Origin of the sequence: Streptomyces ossamyceticus (assembly GCF_001418475.1) — a bacterium.
GTDB lineage: Bacteria > Actinomycetota > Actinomycetes > Streptomycetales > Streptomycetaceae > Streptomyces > Streptomyces ossamyceticus.
The window spans coordinates 1-15,830 of sequence record NZ_LIQX01000142.1 but is presented as its reverse complement, the minus strand read 5'-3'; the positions used below and the strand labels follow the sequence as shown (position 1 = coordinate 15,830).

Below are 15,830 nucleotides of genomic sequence, written 5' to 3'. Positions count from 1 at the left end.
TTGCTGCCTCCGTCTAGCTGTCGGGGGTGGGGGCATTGATCCCACACATCAACAGTTGGCCGGCCGGAGGGTCCTGGTCACTGCAACGGCACTGCAACGACCCAGCTTGCAGTGCCGTTGCAGTAGATCGGACAGGCATACTCTGAGGCAGAGGTGGCAGGCCGCGGAGGGGTGGAACGTGGACTTCTACGAGCTCGTTTCGAAGGCTGTGGGTGATCTGCGCAAGCGGCAGGGGCTGACCCCTGATGCTTTGGCGAAGCAGTCAGTCCTCTTGCCACTCCTGGACACTGACGACGAGTACGAAGCCTTCGAGCGCTTGCAGGCGCTCGCCTACAAGCTCGGTGACGATCAGGACGCCAAGATGCTGCGGGCGGCACTGGCAATCGGTGTGGACAGACTGAAGAACGCGACCGCCAGACGCACCGCCGCAAGGGAAAACGGGACCTTTTACGGCAGCGTGCGCGCTGGCTTCGATGCCGAAGACCGTGCCATTAAGCGCCTGGTGAAGCTGCTTTTCAAGGAGTCCAGCCAGGCTAATCCCGCCGAGGACTCAGCGCAGGCTGGGCCCCTTGAGGAGGAAGCGAGCCACCAGCCGACAAACCTTGATGGATTCGAGTCTGCGGCGGAACCGCAACGGTGGCTCAAAAGGCGTCACCTAGTGCTGTCTGCCGCCGCCTGCGTTGCTGCTGGTGTTCTTCTAGCACCAGCAGCATGGAAAGGCCGATCGGATGACCGAGAGAAGGACTCTTCGTATACAGAACCAACCGTCGAGCTGCCCAATCTTGATAACACCGCAGGATGGGGACCGCAGGACCGCAAGATGTACTCCGTTAAGAGCCCTGCCCCATACGCGGTGTTCAACTCGCTTACCGATCAATACACCCAGGGCGACGAACGCCAATTCTTGCAGTGCCGTGACAACGAGAGTGACCACTGGAGCACGCGCATCGCAGCCGAAGACGGTCACGTCTATATCTGTTATGCCTGGTTCTCAAATGCTGTCGCTCCGAACTTGGACGAAGGAAACTTGGCCGCGAAACTCCAAAACGCCAGGTTCCGCATTGGAGCTCCGGAGGTCATGCCCGCCTACAATGCAGGATTGACAGCTAAGTTTATGGCCGACAACGCTTTCAAGGTGTGGGCATCGTGCAACTTCGTTGCAGAGTGGCCGATGACCATAACCTACATGCCGCGCTCGACCTTCCTGATAACCAAGCACACCGAGAAGAAGTACGGTGACAAGGGGATGCCGATGCCCGACAAATGGAAAGACGGCGAGATCGTAGAGGGCATCACCACGAAGCAAGGAGCGCTGATCGGAGAAAGCAAGCAGGACGGCATCATAGGCCAGACAACTGGATGGGTGCGATTCGCCATCAAAATCAAATTCGCCAAAGGGATTGAATTCACCGACAATGCCGGTTGACAGTTCCCTCGGTTCATGTTTATATAAATGCATATCGCTGTCAGTTTGAGCGATTGCATTAGCCTCTGTCTTCGGATGTGGCACCCCGCCCGTTTAAGTGGCTGGTGGCGTGCCCCATCCGAATCGATTAAAGAGGCACACACATGCCGGAAGACTTCGACGATCGCACGGACGAGCTGTTGCCGCTCGGCTTCGCACCTGGCAGCGCGGTCGCCGAGAACGACCCCGAGAACCTAACCGTGGACGACCTTAAGGCGAGTCTGTTCGAGAGCACCGCCACCGAGCCCAGAATTGTGTCTATCAAGGTCACTGAACGCAACGACAGGGTTCCTGTTGTCATCGATCACGTCCGGGCAGTGTGGTCCGTGAACGAAAGCGTCAAGACCCCTGCTGGCAAGGTTGTGTACCACGACACCCCCGAGTGGTACGCCGAGGGGCAAGTGATGAGATCCGACCTACGGGTACGCATGTACATCATCGCTGTCCGTAGCTCGCACATCGACAACATGACGGTCCAGTTCATCTCGGACGAGCCCGCGCCGGATGGAATCATCCGCGTCGTCTGCATCGACTGAGCCGACCGACCAACCACCCCGCACCCCAGCGAAGAGCGCCACCGCGTCCGCTGGTCGGTCGCGGGGTGTTCTTCGTTTCCGGGCATCACCTGGAACGACTCGACCAACCACCTTCGGCCGGCGAGCACTTGAATAGCCCGACCTACTTCGCAGCGGACGCTGCTTAGGACCAGCAGTCCAATGTGGCGGCACGGCGAAGGCCCCCGCCGCAGCAGGGGCCCTTGGGTCGAGCTGATGAGCGCTACGCGACCTTGGCCTTCGCGTACGCCTCCTTGATGTCTGCCGGAACACGACCCCGGTCGTTCACCTCAAAACCGTTTTCCTTGGCCCACGCGCGGATCTGCGCGGTGTCGCTGTCGGCAGATCGCCCCGCACTCGCACGCTTGCCGCCACGTGTCTGATTCAGCTTCCGACCCTTGTCGACGTACGGCTCAAGAGCCTTGCGCAGCTTCCCCGCGTTCTTGTCGTTCAGGTCGATCTCGTAGGTCCTGCCATCGAGACCGAACACGATCGTCTCGGAAGCCTCGGACCCGTCGAGGTCATCAAGCAGCTGGATAATTGTTTGCTGTGCCATCGTCGGTTCGTCCTTCGTCGGGTTCGAGATAAACAACGTGCTTACGTTGCTGCTTCCTATCAGCGTGGTGACTACTGTCGCAACGCCGCAGGCGAATCATCGGGGTGGAGACTCATTCACGATGTCACGCCGAGGATGCCGTCACACACATCATGTCTCACCCACTCACCCCGCATGACCCAAGCGAAGAACGCCCCCGCTTCCGCTGCCGGGCACAGGCCGTTCTTCGTCTCCGAGAAGGTTGCTTGGAACGGTGCGGCCTGCAAGCCGTGGCCGACGCGCGGTAGATCGAAGCCTTCAAGACGGCCGCGGAGCGACCTCACGCCCGAGCTGCCACCGGTACCGCTGCACTCGCACAAACTCCGACCCTTCTTCCAGCACAGCACGGACGTCCTGGACGCTGACCGTCGGTTCGTCCGGGAAGTGTCCGTAGATCAGGTCGTGTACCTCGGCAGCCAGCAGCGGTTCTGCTTGCCGTGCCAATGTGATTGCGACTTGCTGCCGGATCGTCGGCTGCAAGGGGGCAGCAAGGATGACCTCGCGCAGCTTCTCAACGCCCTGCCATTCCTGCGTCCTTGCCGCTTCGAGCTTGGTTCCGACCACTTCGAGGGCCCTGACGGCGAACGTAGCAGCCGCCTTCCTCCTGTCGGGCTGCTTGAGGAGTAGCGCGCCGCCACCCAGAACGACAGCACCAATCGCCCACGGTGAGATACCGGTCTGCCGCCCCAGGAGCTTGACCACCCCCACCGCGCCCCTCGCCGGAAGAGCGGCTGCGTTCACCGTGACGGCCTGGCCTCTCACACCTTCGGCAATGTCGAGGACGGACTTCGCCGCTCGTTGCCAGTCCTTCGGCGCGAACCCGGGCTTCTTGAGGTGCCGGTCATCAGAGAACACGACGCACGGCGCAATGAGCTTGGCCAGCCACCCTGTTGGCACGTCGTCGGTGTCGGTGATCGCCAAGACCTGTTCGTCGGGGCCGTCGACGTCCGACATCGTGACGAACCGCAACGCCGGTAGGTACTCGGCTTCAAAGTGGGCATAGAGAGCCTCAAGCGGCACCGGACTACTCTTGGCGATCCTCGGGAGTCGCTCGTACGTCTCGTCAAGGACGTGGTCGGCAGCATAGAGAGTGGCGGTGCCGTCATCGCTCATCCGCAACAGCCGCGACCGGAACCCCTTACGGCAGTCGTTCTCGATGCTGCTCAACAGCGCGTTGGTATCCACGATGCCGACCAGATGTGGCGCGCTTGAACTGTAGGGATCAAGCGGCGTGCGTCTCGCAAGTGGTGCGACCTGGTCGTCCGTCATGAGCCAACGGTAGTGGTCGCGTACGACAGGCTCCACACCGTTTCGAGCGGTGAACAGGAGACTTCCTCACGGCATGACGAACGTGGCGCTGTACTTCGCCCGTGTCACCGCGACATAGAGCTTCGCCTTGTCCCCTGCTTGGTCGGGGTCCCTCGTCTTGTAGTACTTGCCCATGGGAACCGTCGGGAAGATGAGTACCCGGTCGAAGGTGCTGCCCTTCGCGGTGCCCATGTTCATCGCGGCCAGCCCACACGTATCGGAGTTCTTGTTGTAGCGGAGCACGACCGGCGCATACTGTTCGGCGTACTCTCGCACCTCCGACTTTTTGATCGCGAAGACTCCATCGTGTCCGGTGACTTCGGTGTTCTTGGAAACCGTACGCGCAAGGTCTGGGTACAAGTCATCCGCGAAATCGCAGATATCTTGATGACAGCGGTAGCTCTCTACTCGGCTTTCCACAAGGCACAGGTCGGCTCGCTCGCCCAACCACTCAACGATTCCGCTTCCCTTGAACTTCTTATTCTTGGCGGCGTTGTTGGTCGCGAAAGTGGCCTGACGCGGGTCACCCACGACGGTGACAGCAATCGGCGACTTCATCAGAAGCTCTAGGAGTTCCAGGTCGTACCCAGCCATATCCTGGATTTCATCAATATAGATGTGGTCGTACATCCGCGAGAGGCGATCGACGACCATGCCCTTACTCAGCCTATTGGCCTCAAAGGAAAAAGCTGAAACGCCATCCCTATAGACAGCCTTACCACGGTCTAGGTAGTACTGCATGGGTTTACTCTTCGGGATGTACCTTGAGCGCTGCCCCACGAAGTTGAGCCCACCCATCATCCCTGCTTCACCGAGGATAAAGCTCTGGTACGGGCGGGCGCATTCGTTCAGGAGAAAGGTAAACCAACCCATGACCGTGACGTGCCCTGGAAGCACACCCGTACCCGCGCTCAGTCGGTTCACGATCTGATGAAGGTTCTCGTTGGTGTAGGTCGTCACCAACACGCGCTTGCTCGGATCAGCAACGACGCAGTCGATGATGTGCTGGGTCTTCCGAGAGCCGGCCGCCGCGATGACGGCCAGGTTATTAGGCGACTGCATCCCTGATGTACTCCGGCATGTTGATGGTTTTATCGCTGGAGAAAATCGTTAGAGCACAGGTAGTCTTCCGGTCCTCCATGTGCTCAAGAAGGTCTGCTTCGGAAGTGAAATTCTCCCCGAGGATGGCGTTCATTGCGGCGAGACCGTTCGCCTTTAGAAGCTGCGGCTCAAGGGTCTTGTACGCCTTATCCTGTCCCACGTGAACAGAGATGTTCGGGAAGGCAGTGTGAGCGGCGTACTTTCGCTGCACCTCCGCGGCCTCTGTGCCGTCGTTGTCCCTCACGACGGCGACCACATTGCCGGTGAGCGACGCGATATCCAGGAACCGACGAAATGCCAGTCCACGAACGCTGATTACGTCTACACCGTCTTCAATGGGCAGACAACCATGAACGTCCTTGTAGGCACGCTGGACAATGAGTTCATCGGATGGACCTTCTACAAGGATTGAGCGTCGAGCAAGCACAAGGCGTAGGGTGTCGTAGCCCGAAAGCTTGCGGAAGTAGTCCTGAGTGTCGACTGGAAGGCTGTCGAGCCGGAAGCCCTCCGTCTCTGACAGCAGGACGAGCTTTTCGAGCCCAAGCTTGTTCAGTACGTAGGAACTGTGTGTGGTAATGAAGACCTGCTTACCCGCGCACTTGTCGCTGATCTTTTTGACCAGCTTGCCCAAGTTGGAGAAGGACAGGTGATTCTCCGGTTCCTCAACGAGAACGATGTGAGCGTCTTCCACCTTCTTGTTAAGAGCAAGGAGGATCTTGAGCGTGCTCTGCTCGCCCTTGCCAACATACTGAAAGGGCAGCTCGTCGAGATGCGGAACAATACTGCTTTCCCAGCTCGACTTCTGTGACACGTCGATGCCAAGTGTCAGCTCGCGGTCACTTACGTCACTGGGGGCACCACGCAGTTTCTCATTGATCTTCACGATTGAGTCGTCCGCTGCAAAATTCTCACGGAGACTGCGATAGGCACGTGTTAGCTTTACGCGTTCGTCCGGCGCAAGGTGCGAGTTGATGATGCCGTTCAGATAGTAGTCGACACCACTCTGAAGATGGATGTTGGTAGCGTCGATCAGGGAGGCCGTGGCAGGAATGCTGCGGAAGGTGATGCCATTCCCCGAGAAGGCCAGCCAGTCAACCTTGTAGTACTCGGTGGGAACCAATCGAACCTGAGTCGGATCTTTGATGAACTCCTTGTACTCAGGCTCGTAATCGGGGTTAAGTGCGACACGGATACGCACACCCGGCTCATTGGCCTTCAGGAGATTATTGGTTCCCATCAGCTCAGCAGGAGCCGTCTTGTTGTCGAGGAAGAGGTCAATGATGATTTCTGGCGGCCTGGCTTCTCGCCCCTCGCGCAGGGCGGCGATGTACTCGGCAGCGGCATCTTGATGGAACAGGTACGGTGACAATTCCTGGGCAAGGAGTCGGCCCCGAAGCCTGCCAGTGAGCGCAAGACTGATCGCTTCCAAAATCGTCGACTTACCCGCGTCGTTGTCGCCCACCAAGATGTTCATCTTGGGATCGAAGTCGAGCTTGAAATTGCGAAACGCGCGGTAGTTCTGGATGACGATTTTAGAAAGCATATGCCCCCCTAGTATAAAACTTTCACTTTCCGGAGGCGAGCATAAGTTTGATCACTGGAACCAAGCTCCCCACGAGGCTCCACCAGCACGCCTTCGAACAAGTGACAGAGAGCGTAGCAGGCGTCCCAGCAGTTACGGGGACAGAGCCGACAAAGTCCCTAGAGTTCGAACGTTTTATCTATTTGCTTTGGCCAAAGCTATATGGATGCTACCGATATTTTTGGCCACTTGGCTTAAACCTGCCACACAATCCGCCCCTGAATGGAAATGACTTACCGGTAACAAGAGAGCGGCCGCTAGGAATGACGGTGCTCTTCTTGCGCTGCGGTCATGATCGGCGCGACCAACCGCCCTCGGCCGGCGCCAGGTAGGTCGCCCCCTTCTACCGCGCACACCCGTTCGGCACAGCTGCGCCGCTAGACTGCTGCCGGTTGGCCAGAAACCTGCCTCTCTAGGCGAAAAGTGCCTATTTCGGTAGAATGGGAGCAGAATGAGTCTCGATTTATCAGCCGCCGTACATGCCGACCTTGAGGACGCATACGCCACCCTCAAGACCCCCTACAGGTGGCGGGCGGTCACCTCGTACTTCAAGGACGAAGTGCCGCCCCGTGACTTCACCAGCAACGTGCACGTCGTGCCGTTCGTCGGGGACCGGGTCGTGCTGCTGCACGCCAAGGAATCCGGCTGGGGTCCGTCCGGGGGCACGCTGCTGGAAGGCGAAGCCTTTGAGACGTGTGTGACGCGCGAACTGGCGGAAGAGATCGGCGGCGAAGCCACCCGCTTTGAACTCTTCGCGCAGTGGGACAGCGAAACCACGGCCGAGACTGCCTACCGACCGTGGCTCCCGCATCCCAAGTTCGCCATCGCGCTTGGATGGGCTGACGTCACCATCTCCGGGTCGTCGGATGATGACGGCGGCGTCGAGATGGAATCCATCCTCGAAGTCTCGATCCTTCCCATCCAAGCGGCAGTTCAGCGCCTGGAGCAGAACGACGAACACCACCTGGCCGCGCTGTACCGCATCGCCTACGAGGTACGCCGCGCGGCCAAGGGCTGAGCGACCTACGGTTTCCGCGCCACCCAGAGGCCACGTCCGAACTCGGGCGCGGCCTCTTTGCGTACCTCGGTGAACCCGGCTGCCGTGAACGCCGCTTCCATCACGTCCTCGGGGTGCAACGTGAAGTCGTAGCGTTCATCGAAGGCGTGCAGTCCTGCGCTCGTCCCGATCACGACGTGAAAGTCGATCTGTCCGCAGGGGTGTCCGTAGCCTGCCCGAACCACCGTCACCGCATCATCTGTGTGGTGGGTGACGTGAATCTTCTTCGGCTGCCACTCGTCCGGGGTGTACCAGGGTTCGACGACGAGAAGCCCGCCACTCACCAGATGTCCGGCGAACGTTGAAAGCGTCGCTTCCAGTTCAGCCGGCCCCACGTACCCGATCGCCCCGTCAAGAAGGAGCAGCACCTCCGCGCCCGACCGCGGCAGCGTGAAGTCCTGCATCTTCCCGTGGATGAGCACCACCTCGTCGCCAAGCTTCTTCCGTGCGATGTCGAGCATGGCTTCGCTGACGTCCACCCCGGTGCGCTCGTACCCGTTGAGCCGAGCAAGCAAGGTTCCCGTGCCGCACGCAACTTCGAGGATGGTCTTGGCCTGCGGCGCGTGCTGCTGGATGAGACGACGGATCGAGGCGGCCTCGGCGTCGTGGTTCCGGTGCGATTTCACGAGGTCGTAGAAGGGCGCGATGTCCGTGAACACCCGTCACCCCTTCCGGCGCGTAGGACCGAGCTGGACAAGCAACGGCTTGATGCACCCCGGGTCGTCGCCATCTAGCGACCCGTTGATGTGCAACCGCATCGCCGGACATTCGGCGTGACAGGTGGTGTGACGAGAGCACGACCCACACGTCTTATTCTCGGGGAGGTTCCGCATCTGCTCGAAGGCGGGGGCGCTTCGCCAGAAGTCGCCGAGACTTCCCGGTGTCCAGCGCCCCGCCTCGAATCCTCGGCCAAGGAACGTGCACGGTGACACGGTGCCGTCTTCGTCCACGAACATGATCCGCGTACCGGCGCCGCAGTCGTTCTCCGACAGCAGCAGCGGTTCCTTGGCTCCGGCCTCCACGTTCATGAGGTCTTCGACGCCGCAGTGAGCGGCGTTGTTCAGCTTGACCACAGCGTCGAAGTACTCGGGCGTCCCCTCGGTGATGATGTCCGTCGTCCCGATGACCCTGCCCGACGGTTTGGCGCGGCGAGCCTTTACCGGGACACCCAGCTCGGTGCACAGATCAAGCACCGCGTCGACGTCGCACAGGTTCGAGTTCATCAGGGTGAAGCGGATCGTCGGTGTGATCCCCGCATCCAACATGGTGCGGATGCCGCGCATGGTCCGCTGGAATGCGCCCTGTTGCCCCCGGATGCGGTCGTGGTTCTGCTCGGCTCCGTCGAGGCTGACGTTCACACGGACGTCGTGGCGCTTGAAGCCCCGGAGATCACGTTCCCGCACGATCGTGCCGTTGGTCGTGAGCGATACACCCATGCCCTCGTCGCGCATGGCACCGACGAGTTTCCAGATGTCGTGCCGCATCAGGGGTTCGCCGCCACCAACGACGATCAGGAAGACGCCAAGTTCCCCGGCTTCACGGATGAGTGTCAGCAGCTCGTCAGTGGTCGGCTCTGTTCGTCCGGCTGGTGATGAGTCCGACATGCAGTGCAGGCACGTCAGGTTGCAGCGGTTCGAGACGCTGACGAACAGCTTGAGTGGAGCGGATAACGCTCCTGCGAGCTGTGGCCGCTGGATGCGTCGGACTACCTTGCCGGACGCTTCCAGCTTGGTGACGTGCTCCTCGGTGACGGGATCAACCGAGTGCCGCACGGTGTCGAAGAGCAACCATTCTCTGCCCTCGTCGCGGGCGAGGAAGTCGAACCGCGTAACGGGTATGCCGGCAGTCGTGGATGACATGGGTGACCTTTCAGGTGAGTGCCTCGGCGGTGGTGCGTCGGATCAAGCCGGTGTTGCCGTCGACAAAGGCTTCGACGGTTTCACCAGGACGAAGCGCGGCGAGTGAACTACCCGCCACAGAGATGTAGGCGAAGGCGCTACGGTGCGGGATGACCTCGGGGAGATGCCGGGGGTCATGACTCAGACGGAAGCCGTCGAGGAGATCGACCACCAAGGTGCGGTCGCCTCGATGGAGCCGCCGCAGGATGTCTGGGCAGTCGGCAAGCGACGTTGTCCGCTTCACCATGACGGCGGGGCGTCCCGGAACGTCCTCGTCCACAGCGCTGGGGCCGCCTTGCCATGAACCCCAGATCCACGGAGTGCGGTGCCAGTCATCCCGAGCGCTCGGAAGATGCGCCGGGTGCAGCACGCGCGGCATGTCTTCTGGGATCGGTCGGAGCTGCACCGCGATGACCCCGTTTGGAGACGCGAAGCCTTCCATGTCGAGGTCGAACCCGACGGCGTCGCGTAGTCCGCTAATCGCGCGGTACAGCTGAAGCGGGTCCGCTTCGAGGACGCTGCCGGATCGGATGTGCGCCCCGGCCACCGTGGCGTAGTCGACGACATGACCGTCCCGGATTTCCGTGAACGTCCGTCGCCCTCGACTGACGGCCTCCACCAGCACGCGCCCCTGGTAGCCGTAGGCGTAGAAGACGCCCGACAGCCCTTCTGCCTTGACGTACTGCTGGAACACGACGGTCTGCGTCCCGGGTGGTGCGTTGATGATCGCTTCGGCGACCAGTGTGCGCGCCTGGTCGAGATCCGCGCCATCCCAGAAGCGACGGCGCGAGGAGTGACGTCCACGGGTACAACCGGGCGAGAAACTTTCCTGGTGACCGGAGTACTTCAAGGCGAAGCCGGCCCGCAGCGTAGAAGGCAGCGACTCAACGAGCCGATCTGCGCCGATCCTCGCGGCATCTTCCAGACTCAGGATCAGGTCGTCGGGAACGACCAGGGTGAAGCGGTCGGCGACGCGCTTCAAGATGGCCAGCCCCAAGCAGGAGCCCCCTTGACGCCAGTACAGGTCGATCAAGGGGGCTTCCGTAATACCCGCGTGCTCCAGATACCGAGCAGCCGTGTCTAAGCCGATTTTCTCTACCTCGTGCGCACCTGAGTTCACTTGTCCCCCAAGGTCAGCTCATGGCGAAAGGTCAAGGACGGACCAAGTATGCGGAGTATGCAAGTATTCGTATAGGCACTAGAAAGTTGTCCGAATCGCGCTCATCAACGGGCGTCGCGGTGCTTGCCCGTGGGCCTCCTCCGATACCGCAACCAGCGGCGAAGTTGCGGGCGGGATGCCCGGGGTTCACGGGGGCCAGGAAGCTGCAACCGACGAAGCGGCCACGCCCGCGTGGTCGTCCGGAACCAATGCGACTGCTGCATACGGAAGATGCAGTGATGACAGGCGAACAGCGGCAGCGCCTTGTCCTTGACCGTGATATCTCCAACGTGCGCGACGGGAACGGCCACGGCTTCGCAGCGGAAGCACGTCCCCTGGTACCAGTCGAAGAGCGCCCATATATACGTCGGCTTCACGAGACGCTGGCCCGTCCGTAAAGGCCGCTGGCTTCGTACAGCAGCGCCCCGGCGTCCAAGGTGACGGACTCGGACACGATGAACTGCATCAGGGGATGCTCCGTGATCTGCACGAGGGACGGCACGATCACATGGCGTACGTCGTCGCGGATGAGTCGACGCACCAAGAGGTGCGGCGAAATGCCCGGCCCCCACTCGTAGTAGGTGTACGTCATCCACAGGTTGTGCGCCTGCGCATAAGCGTGCAACTGGTCGTCGATCAGCTTGAGTTCTTGGTCGCTGGCTTCCTTGCGAACGCGCATGTAGCCGTACGCGATGGGCTTTTCCTTCACGGGGTCACCTGCTTGGGGAGGGTGTCGCGCGGAGCGGTGTGGGGGGGATTAGAGGAGGCGATGGAGGCCATCAAGAACGCGCTGCATGAGGCCGGTGGACGCTTGGTCTTTCACCGCACCGGAACGCGGGGCGGCCTCGTCGGGCACGCGCAGGTGAAGCGTCGAACCATCCAGGTCGGGACGCGGCGGCAAAGTCAGCAGAACCCTCGCCCACACGATCTTGCCCCCGGCCGGCGGTCGGTAGATACCCCAGTCCTTCGCGAGAGCTTCGACGAGGTGAAGTCCGCGCCCACCCTCCGTCTCGTCAGTGACCGTTTGTTTCACCGGAACCTGCACGCTGCGGTCCCACACCTCGATGAACAGCGACCCGTCGAGAACGCGGAGCTGCAAGGCGATGACGTGCCGGGCGGTGACTTCCCACGGCTTCGGTTGTCGGTCACCGAAGCCGGTTTCCTTAACTGCGTTGCTGACGAGTTCGGAGGTCATCAGGGCAACGTCGGCGGCATGGTCTTCCAGCTTCCAGTGCGTGAGCACCTGCCGGACGAACGCTCGCGACACCGACACAGCAGCGGGAACGGCGGCCAAGTGGAGGCGGGACAAGTGAAACGTCCTTGCGACAGAAGGCGTGGCGGTCATGTGCTCCCGCCGTTCCTCACATTTCGGGACGGGCACGCCTGCTCCTCTTCTTCGGGGGCGACGATCCAGACCTGACCGCCGATGTCCTTCGCAAGCTCTTCCTTCGAGATGTCCGCGAGCGGCAACAGCTGGTTCAGGTGCGCACTCGTCGGCACGATCACGTTCCGGATGCCTCGCTGCGTGCAGTAGGCGGTTAGCGCGTGCAGGGCGAGCGTCCGTGACCAGTGGCGCTCCACGAACACCAGCTCGGGGGTGAAGCCCTCGCGTTCTGCGAAAGCGCACAACTCCGCTATGAGGCGCGGTTCTTCTTTGGGATCGGTACCGGGGAGCCGTCTGAGATATCCGACGCACAGCGGAGCGGGCGTGGTCACCGCGTCCTCACCCCTTGCACGATGTAGAGACGCGCGCCGATTTCACGCTCGATGTGGTCACGCATGGCCGCTTGCAGTCCGGGCAACCGGGCGAAGTGCCACAGCGACGGCACGATGACGTGTTTGATCTCGCTGGTCTTGAGGGTGTCGACAAGCGTGAAGAACGCCGACTCGTCGTCAGAACCGAGGCGTTCGATGAACACGCGCTCCAAGGAGAAGCCTTCGCGGGTGGCGTGAGTTGCCAACTCCGTTTGGATGGTCTGGATTTCGTCGCTGCTGTCTTCGCCTGCGGTGAGCCGCATGTAGCCGAACATGGCTGGTGGCATCCGTTCCTCCTGGCGGACTGGAACGGCTGGCGAGCGGTGGCACCGTCCTCAACCGCTCGCCAACCTGCGTGCCAGACAAGCGGTTTGACCTGCAAGGACGCCACAGCAAAGGTGCCGCATCAATGACGCATCCGCGTTGCACTCTTCGGTCTGGCCTGCACGGCTGCGGTCAACGTGACTATGGTGATAACCCGCCTCGTACACCCGGAGGGATGGGCGATGGCAGCGAAGCGCATACGCCTCGCCAGGCGTCGCAAAGCGGCAGGCTTCACCCAGGAGGGGCTTGCCGGGTATCTCGGCGTCGAGCGTTCTACGGTAGGTCGCTGGGAGAGCGCCGAAACCGAACCACAAGCATGGTTGCGGCCAAAACTGGCGAGTGCCCTCCGGGTCTCAGTCGAGGAACTTCAAGGGCTCCTGGACGACGTGACCGTCACGGACACGCGCCCCAGTGACCGAATGTCGTATGCCCTGGAAAACCCAGCGTCCGCCGACCTGATGGTGGTTGCCTACCTCCATGAGCGGCTGCGGCAGCTGGATGAGTCGTACGACAAAGAAGCCTCGACGGCGCTGCTTGGTCGAGCTGGACAACTGCACGGCCAGGTGAAGTTCCTCCGGGAGAACGCCGCGAACCCGCGCGTGCGCCGGGCGCTGTACGAAGTCGAGGCCGATTCAGCGACGTTCATGGGACAACTGGTCTGGGACGTCAGTCAGCGTCGGGACCACCATGCACCGCTCGGGTACTTCCAAGAAGCGGTCGACGCTGCCCGCCATGCCCGTGATCCATCTACCGAGTCGTACGCCACGCTGCGGATGGCTTACGTGGCGCTCTACGGCGAGAAGAACCCGACGCGAGGGGTGACGCTCGCTGAGCAGGCAGCCGAAGCCTCCAAGCTTGTCAGTCCGTCGCTGACTGGACTATCCCTGCTTCACGTCGCCGAAGGGCACGCGATGACGGGCGCGACCACCGAGTGCGAAGCGGCGCTGAAGAAGGCGGAGGATCAGTTCGACCGCGTCCACCCGGACGACGTTGCCGCGCCGTTCTACACGGTGAACGAGTACAACCGACTGGCGGGCTCCTGTTACCTATTCCTCGGCCTGCCTGAACGTGCCGAACCCATCCTCCGTATGACCACGCGGGCACTGGCAGCCAAGAAAAAATCTCAGGCCATCGCGCTCGGCAACCTGACCTTGGCACTCATCCGGCAACGGAAGCTCGACGAAGCAGCTTCGGCGATGCACCGGACGATTGATGCCGTGGAGCTGACGCGCGGGGGCGGCGGTCTTAATCTGGCGTTTGCCGCTGGTCGGGAGCTGCGACCGTGGCGACAGGAACCATGGGCACAGGAGATCAACGATCGGCTGCTGGCCCTGATGGCAGCGATCTGAGTACGGGCGGGGTGTGCGTGAACGACATCGACCAGGCCAAGCAGGAGCTGCGCGAGAAGGTGTGGCGTCGCCTCATCGACGGCGGCGGTGCACCCGCCGATTCGTACGGCAAGATTCCTGGCTTCTACGGCACCGAAGACACTGCCGAGATGCTGGCCGGTCAGGACTTCTGGCAGCGTGCCACCACCGTGAAGGCCAACCCGGACTGGGCGCAGCTCGCCGTCAGGGTGCGCGCACTCAAGGATGGCAAGCGCGTCTACATGGCCGTCCCGCGTATGGCCAGCCTCGAACCGTTCTATCTGCTCGACCCCAGGAACCTCGGGCTTCCACCGGAGGAAGCTGCCGAGAAGAAGGGTGCGGCTCAAGTCGCCCGCCGGCTTGCGCCAGAGTCGATGGAACCTATCGACGTCGTGGTGTGTGGCAGTGTCGCCGTGAACCGATCCGGGGCGCGCATCGGCAAGGGTGCCGGGTACTCCGACCTTGAGGTCGCGCTGTTGATCGAGGCGGGCCTCGTCACGGATCAGACGGTGATCGTCGCGCCGGTTCATCAGCTCCAGGTCGTCGAGGACGACATCCCCGAGACCGAGCACGATTTCTCTGTGGACTACATCGTCACGCCCGATGCGGTGATCCCCTGCCCTAACCGGCGGCGACCGTCGGGGCTTGTGTGGAACGACCTCACTGCCGAGAAGATTGCCGCAATCCCTGTGCTGGCTGCGCGCTACCAGGCGTAGCACCGTAAAGCGAACGTCCCGACGGGAGGAAAGCAACAAGAACGTGAGCGACAGCGACGGTGTCTACCGACCATCCGGGAAGAGGCCGGTCATATGGAGCTGGGTAATCATCCTTGGTGCCATCGGGCTCTTCTGGGGATGTTCCGAGCGCGAGCAAGGGTCCACTCAGCGAGAAGCACCACCCTGTGAAGCTCAGGTGCGTGGAGGTACCGAGCCCTGCTGAGCTTGATTCCCTCGATCAAAGCGCCTGCCCCTCCCCCAGGGCCGGGCGCTTCTTACTGACGATCTTGCCCTTTGGATGGTCACAATCAAGGCCGGATTGACACCCTCCGGACGGTCGTCGCTGGTCGGCGCAGCAGCACCCCAGAACGGCACCCGAGACACTCACCACAGCCGCTCTGACCTGCACGTTTGTCCGCTCCGCAGGACTGCCCACGGGGCCACTCAGCCGGTAGACTGACCCCTGTCGGGATGGGTGCATAGCCATACATTTGACTACTCGGACGTCACCATTCCGGCGTCCCTCCGTGCCGCTCGCACCCGAAGCATCAGGGCGCCCACCAGCCGGACCCGCACCGCATCCCGCACTGCCTTGTACATCTCAACCCCCGTGAGGTTCTGTTCCGTTGCTCGTTCGGTTTCGTCGTAGCCCGTTCGTGGGCCACTGGTCATTGATCGCCGGTCATCAGTTGCCGATCGCCCCGGATACCGGCCGCCGGTCGCTCTCCAGTCATCAGCCGGCGGTGGCCGGTCATCGTCCGCCGGTCAATCGCTCGCCGATGTCGGTGCCCCGCTCACCTCCTCCCGGCCCTCACCCCCCACCACCTCCTCCCAACAGCCCGTCCGCCAGGCCGATCACCACCGGCAGGACACCCACCGCGATGAACGCGGGCAGGAAGCACAGGCCGACCGGGGCGGTGACCATCACGGCGGCTCGGCGGGCCCGTTC

16 protein-coding genes and 1 pseudogene are annotated in these 15,830 nt (G+C 61.8%); 5 read left to right on the top strand and 12 right to left on the bottom strand.

From position 1 onward, the window contains the following. The first annotated feature begins 178 nt into the window (after nt 1–178). Nucleotides 179–1,426 carry a hypothetical protein gene (locus tag AOK15_RS12235; protein ID WP_055515808.1) on the top strand — a complete coding sequence of 416 codons (1,248 nt, stop codon included), beginning with the start codon at nt 179–181 and terminating at the stop codon, nt 1,424–1,426. Between the two features lie 143 nt (nt 1,427–1,569). Then, nucleotides 1,570–2,001, top strand: coding sequence for a hypothetical protein (locus AOK15_RS12230; RefSeq protein WP_055515806.1), 432 nt, complete (start codon nt 1,570–1,572; stop codon nt 1,999–2,001). A gap of 241 nt (nt 2,002–2,242) precedes the next feature. On the opposite strand, the gene AOK15_RS12225 is transcribed toward AOK15_RS12230, so the two are convergent. The 4 genes from AOK15_RS12225 to AOK15_RS12210 all read right to left on the bottom strand — a co-directional run bounded on the left by AOK15_RS12225 (nt 2,243) and on the right by AOK15_RS12210 (nt 6,566). Beyond that, entirely contained in the window at nt 2,243–2,575 is a 333-nt protein-coding gene (locus AOK15_RS12225) for a histone-like nucleoid-structuring protein Lsr2 (RefSeq protein WP_055515804.1), read from the bottom strand. 297 nt (nt 2,576–2,872) lie between these two features. Continuing rightward, the gene (locus tag AOK15_RS12220; RefSeq protein WP_055515851.1) at nt 2,873–3,883 is read right to left on the bottom strand and encodes a PIN domain-containing protein; all 1,011 of its coding nucleotides are present in this window, start codon (nt 3,881–3,883) and stop codon (nt 2,873–2,875) included. A 66-nt stretch (nt 3,884–3,949) separates the two neighbouring features. Then, nucleotides 3,950–4,984 (bottom strand): UvrD-helicase domain-containing protein, encoded by a 1,035-nt coding sequence (locus tag AOK15_RS12215; RefSeq protein WP_055515802.1) that lies wholly within the window; start codon nt 4,982–4,984, stop codon nt 3,950–3,952. Next, nucleotides 4,971–6,566 (bottom strand): ATP-dependent nuclease, encoded by a 1,596-nt coding sequence (locus AOK15_RS12210; RefSeq protein ID WP_055515800.1) that lies wholly within the window; start codon nt 6,564–6,566, stop codon nt 4,971–4,973. Before AOK15_RS12210 ends, AOK15_RS12215 begins: the two co-directional genes overlap by 14 nt. Before the next feature lie 490 nt (nt 6,567–7,056). Here AOK15_RS12210 and AOK15_RS12205 point away from each other — a divergent pair, with 490 nt between their 5' ends. After that, nucleotides 7,057–7,623: an NUDIX hydrolase gene (locus AOK15_RS12205; RefSeq protein ID WP_055515798.1), complete on the top strand. Its 567-nt coding sequence runs from the start codon at nt 7,057–7,059 to the stop codon at nt 7,621–7,623. Nucleotides 7,624–7,628: 5 nt separating this feature from the next. Here AOK15_RS12205 and AOK15_RS12200 read toward each other — a convergent pair whose 3' ends face one another. From AOK15_RS12200 to AOK15_RS12170, 7 genes are all read right to left on the bottom strand, one after another. Continuing rightward, on the bottom strand, nt 7,629–8,321 hold the full coding sequence (locus AOK15_RS12200) for a class I SAM-dependent DNA methyltransferase (protein ID WP_055515796.1): 693 nt from the start codon (nt 8,319–8,321) through the stop codon (nt 7,629–7,631). Nucleotides 8,322–8,324: 3 nt separating this feature from the next. Further along, nucleotides 8,325–9,521, bottom strand: coding sequence for a radical SAM/SPASM domain-containing protein (locus AOK15_RS12195; RefSeq protein ID WP_055515794.1), 1,197 nt, complete (start codon nt 9,519–9,521; stop codon nt 8,325–8,327). Nucleotides 9,522–9,531: 10 nt separating this feature from the next. After that, nucleotides 9,532–10,593 (bottom strand): hypothetical protein, encoded by a 1,062-nt coding sequence (locus AOK15_RS12190; protein ID WP_055515793.1) that lies wholly within the window; start codon nt 10,591–10,593, stop codon nt 9,532–9,534. Between the two features lie 499 nt (nt 10,594–11,092). After that, a complete protein-coding gene (locus AOK15_RS12185) occupies nt 11,093–11,428 on the bottom strand; it encodes a hypothetical protein (RefSeq protein WP_079058437.1) in 336 nt (111 codons plus the stop codon). Between the two features lie 48 nt (nt 11,429–11,476). Beyond that, nucleotides 11,477–12,064, bottom strand: a complete 588-nt coding sequence (locus AOK15_RS12180; protein WP_055515790.1) for an ATP-binding protein — start codon at nt 12,062–12,064, stop codon at nt 11,477–11,479. Further along, the gene (locus AOK15_RS12175) at nt 12,061–12,435 is read right to left on the bottom strand and encodes a hypothetical protein (protein ID WP_157870217.1); all 375 of its coding nucleotides are present in this window, start codon (nt 12,433–12,435) and stop codon (nt 12,061–12,063) included. The genes AOK15_RS12180 and AOK15_RS12175 overlap by 4 nt, the downstream gene beginning before the upstream one ends. After that, nucleotides 12,432–12,761, bottom strand: a complete 330-nt coding sequence (locus AOK15_RS12170) for a recombinase family protein (protein WP_055515786.1) — start codon at nt 12,759–12,761, stop codon at nt 12,432–12,434. Before AOK15_RS12170 ends, AOK15_RS12175 begins: the two co-directional genes overlap by 4 nt. A gap of 219 nt (nt 12,762–12,980) precedes the next feature. Here AOK15_RS12170 and AOK15_RS12165 point away from each other — a divergent pair, with 219 nt between their 5' ends. Continuing rightward, a complete protein-coding gene (locus tag AOK15_RS12165) occupies nt 12,981–14,147 on the top strand; it encodes a helix-turn-helix transcriptional regulator (RefSeq protein WP_055515784.1) in 1,167 nt (388 codons plus the stop codon). Nucleotides 14,148–14,164: 17 nt separating this feature from the next. Continuing rightward, nucleotides 14,165–14,881: a 5-formyltetrahydrofolate cyclo-ligase gene (locus AOK15_RS12160; protein ID WP_055515847.1), complete on the top strand. Its 717-nt coding sequence runs from the start codon at nt 14,165–14,167 to the stop codon at nt 14,879–14,881. An 811-nt stretch (nt 14,882–15,692) separates the two neighbouring features. On the opposite strand, the pseudogene AOK15_RS48990 reads toward AOK15_RS12160, so the two are convergent. Next, nucleotides 15,693–15,830, bottom strand: a pseudogene (locus tag AOK15_RS48990) (type II secretion system F family protein); the annotation flags it as partial.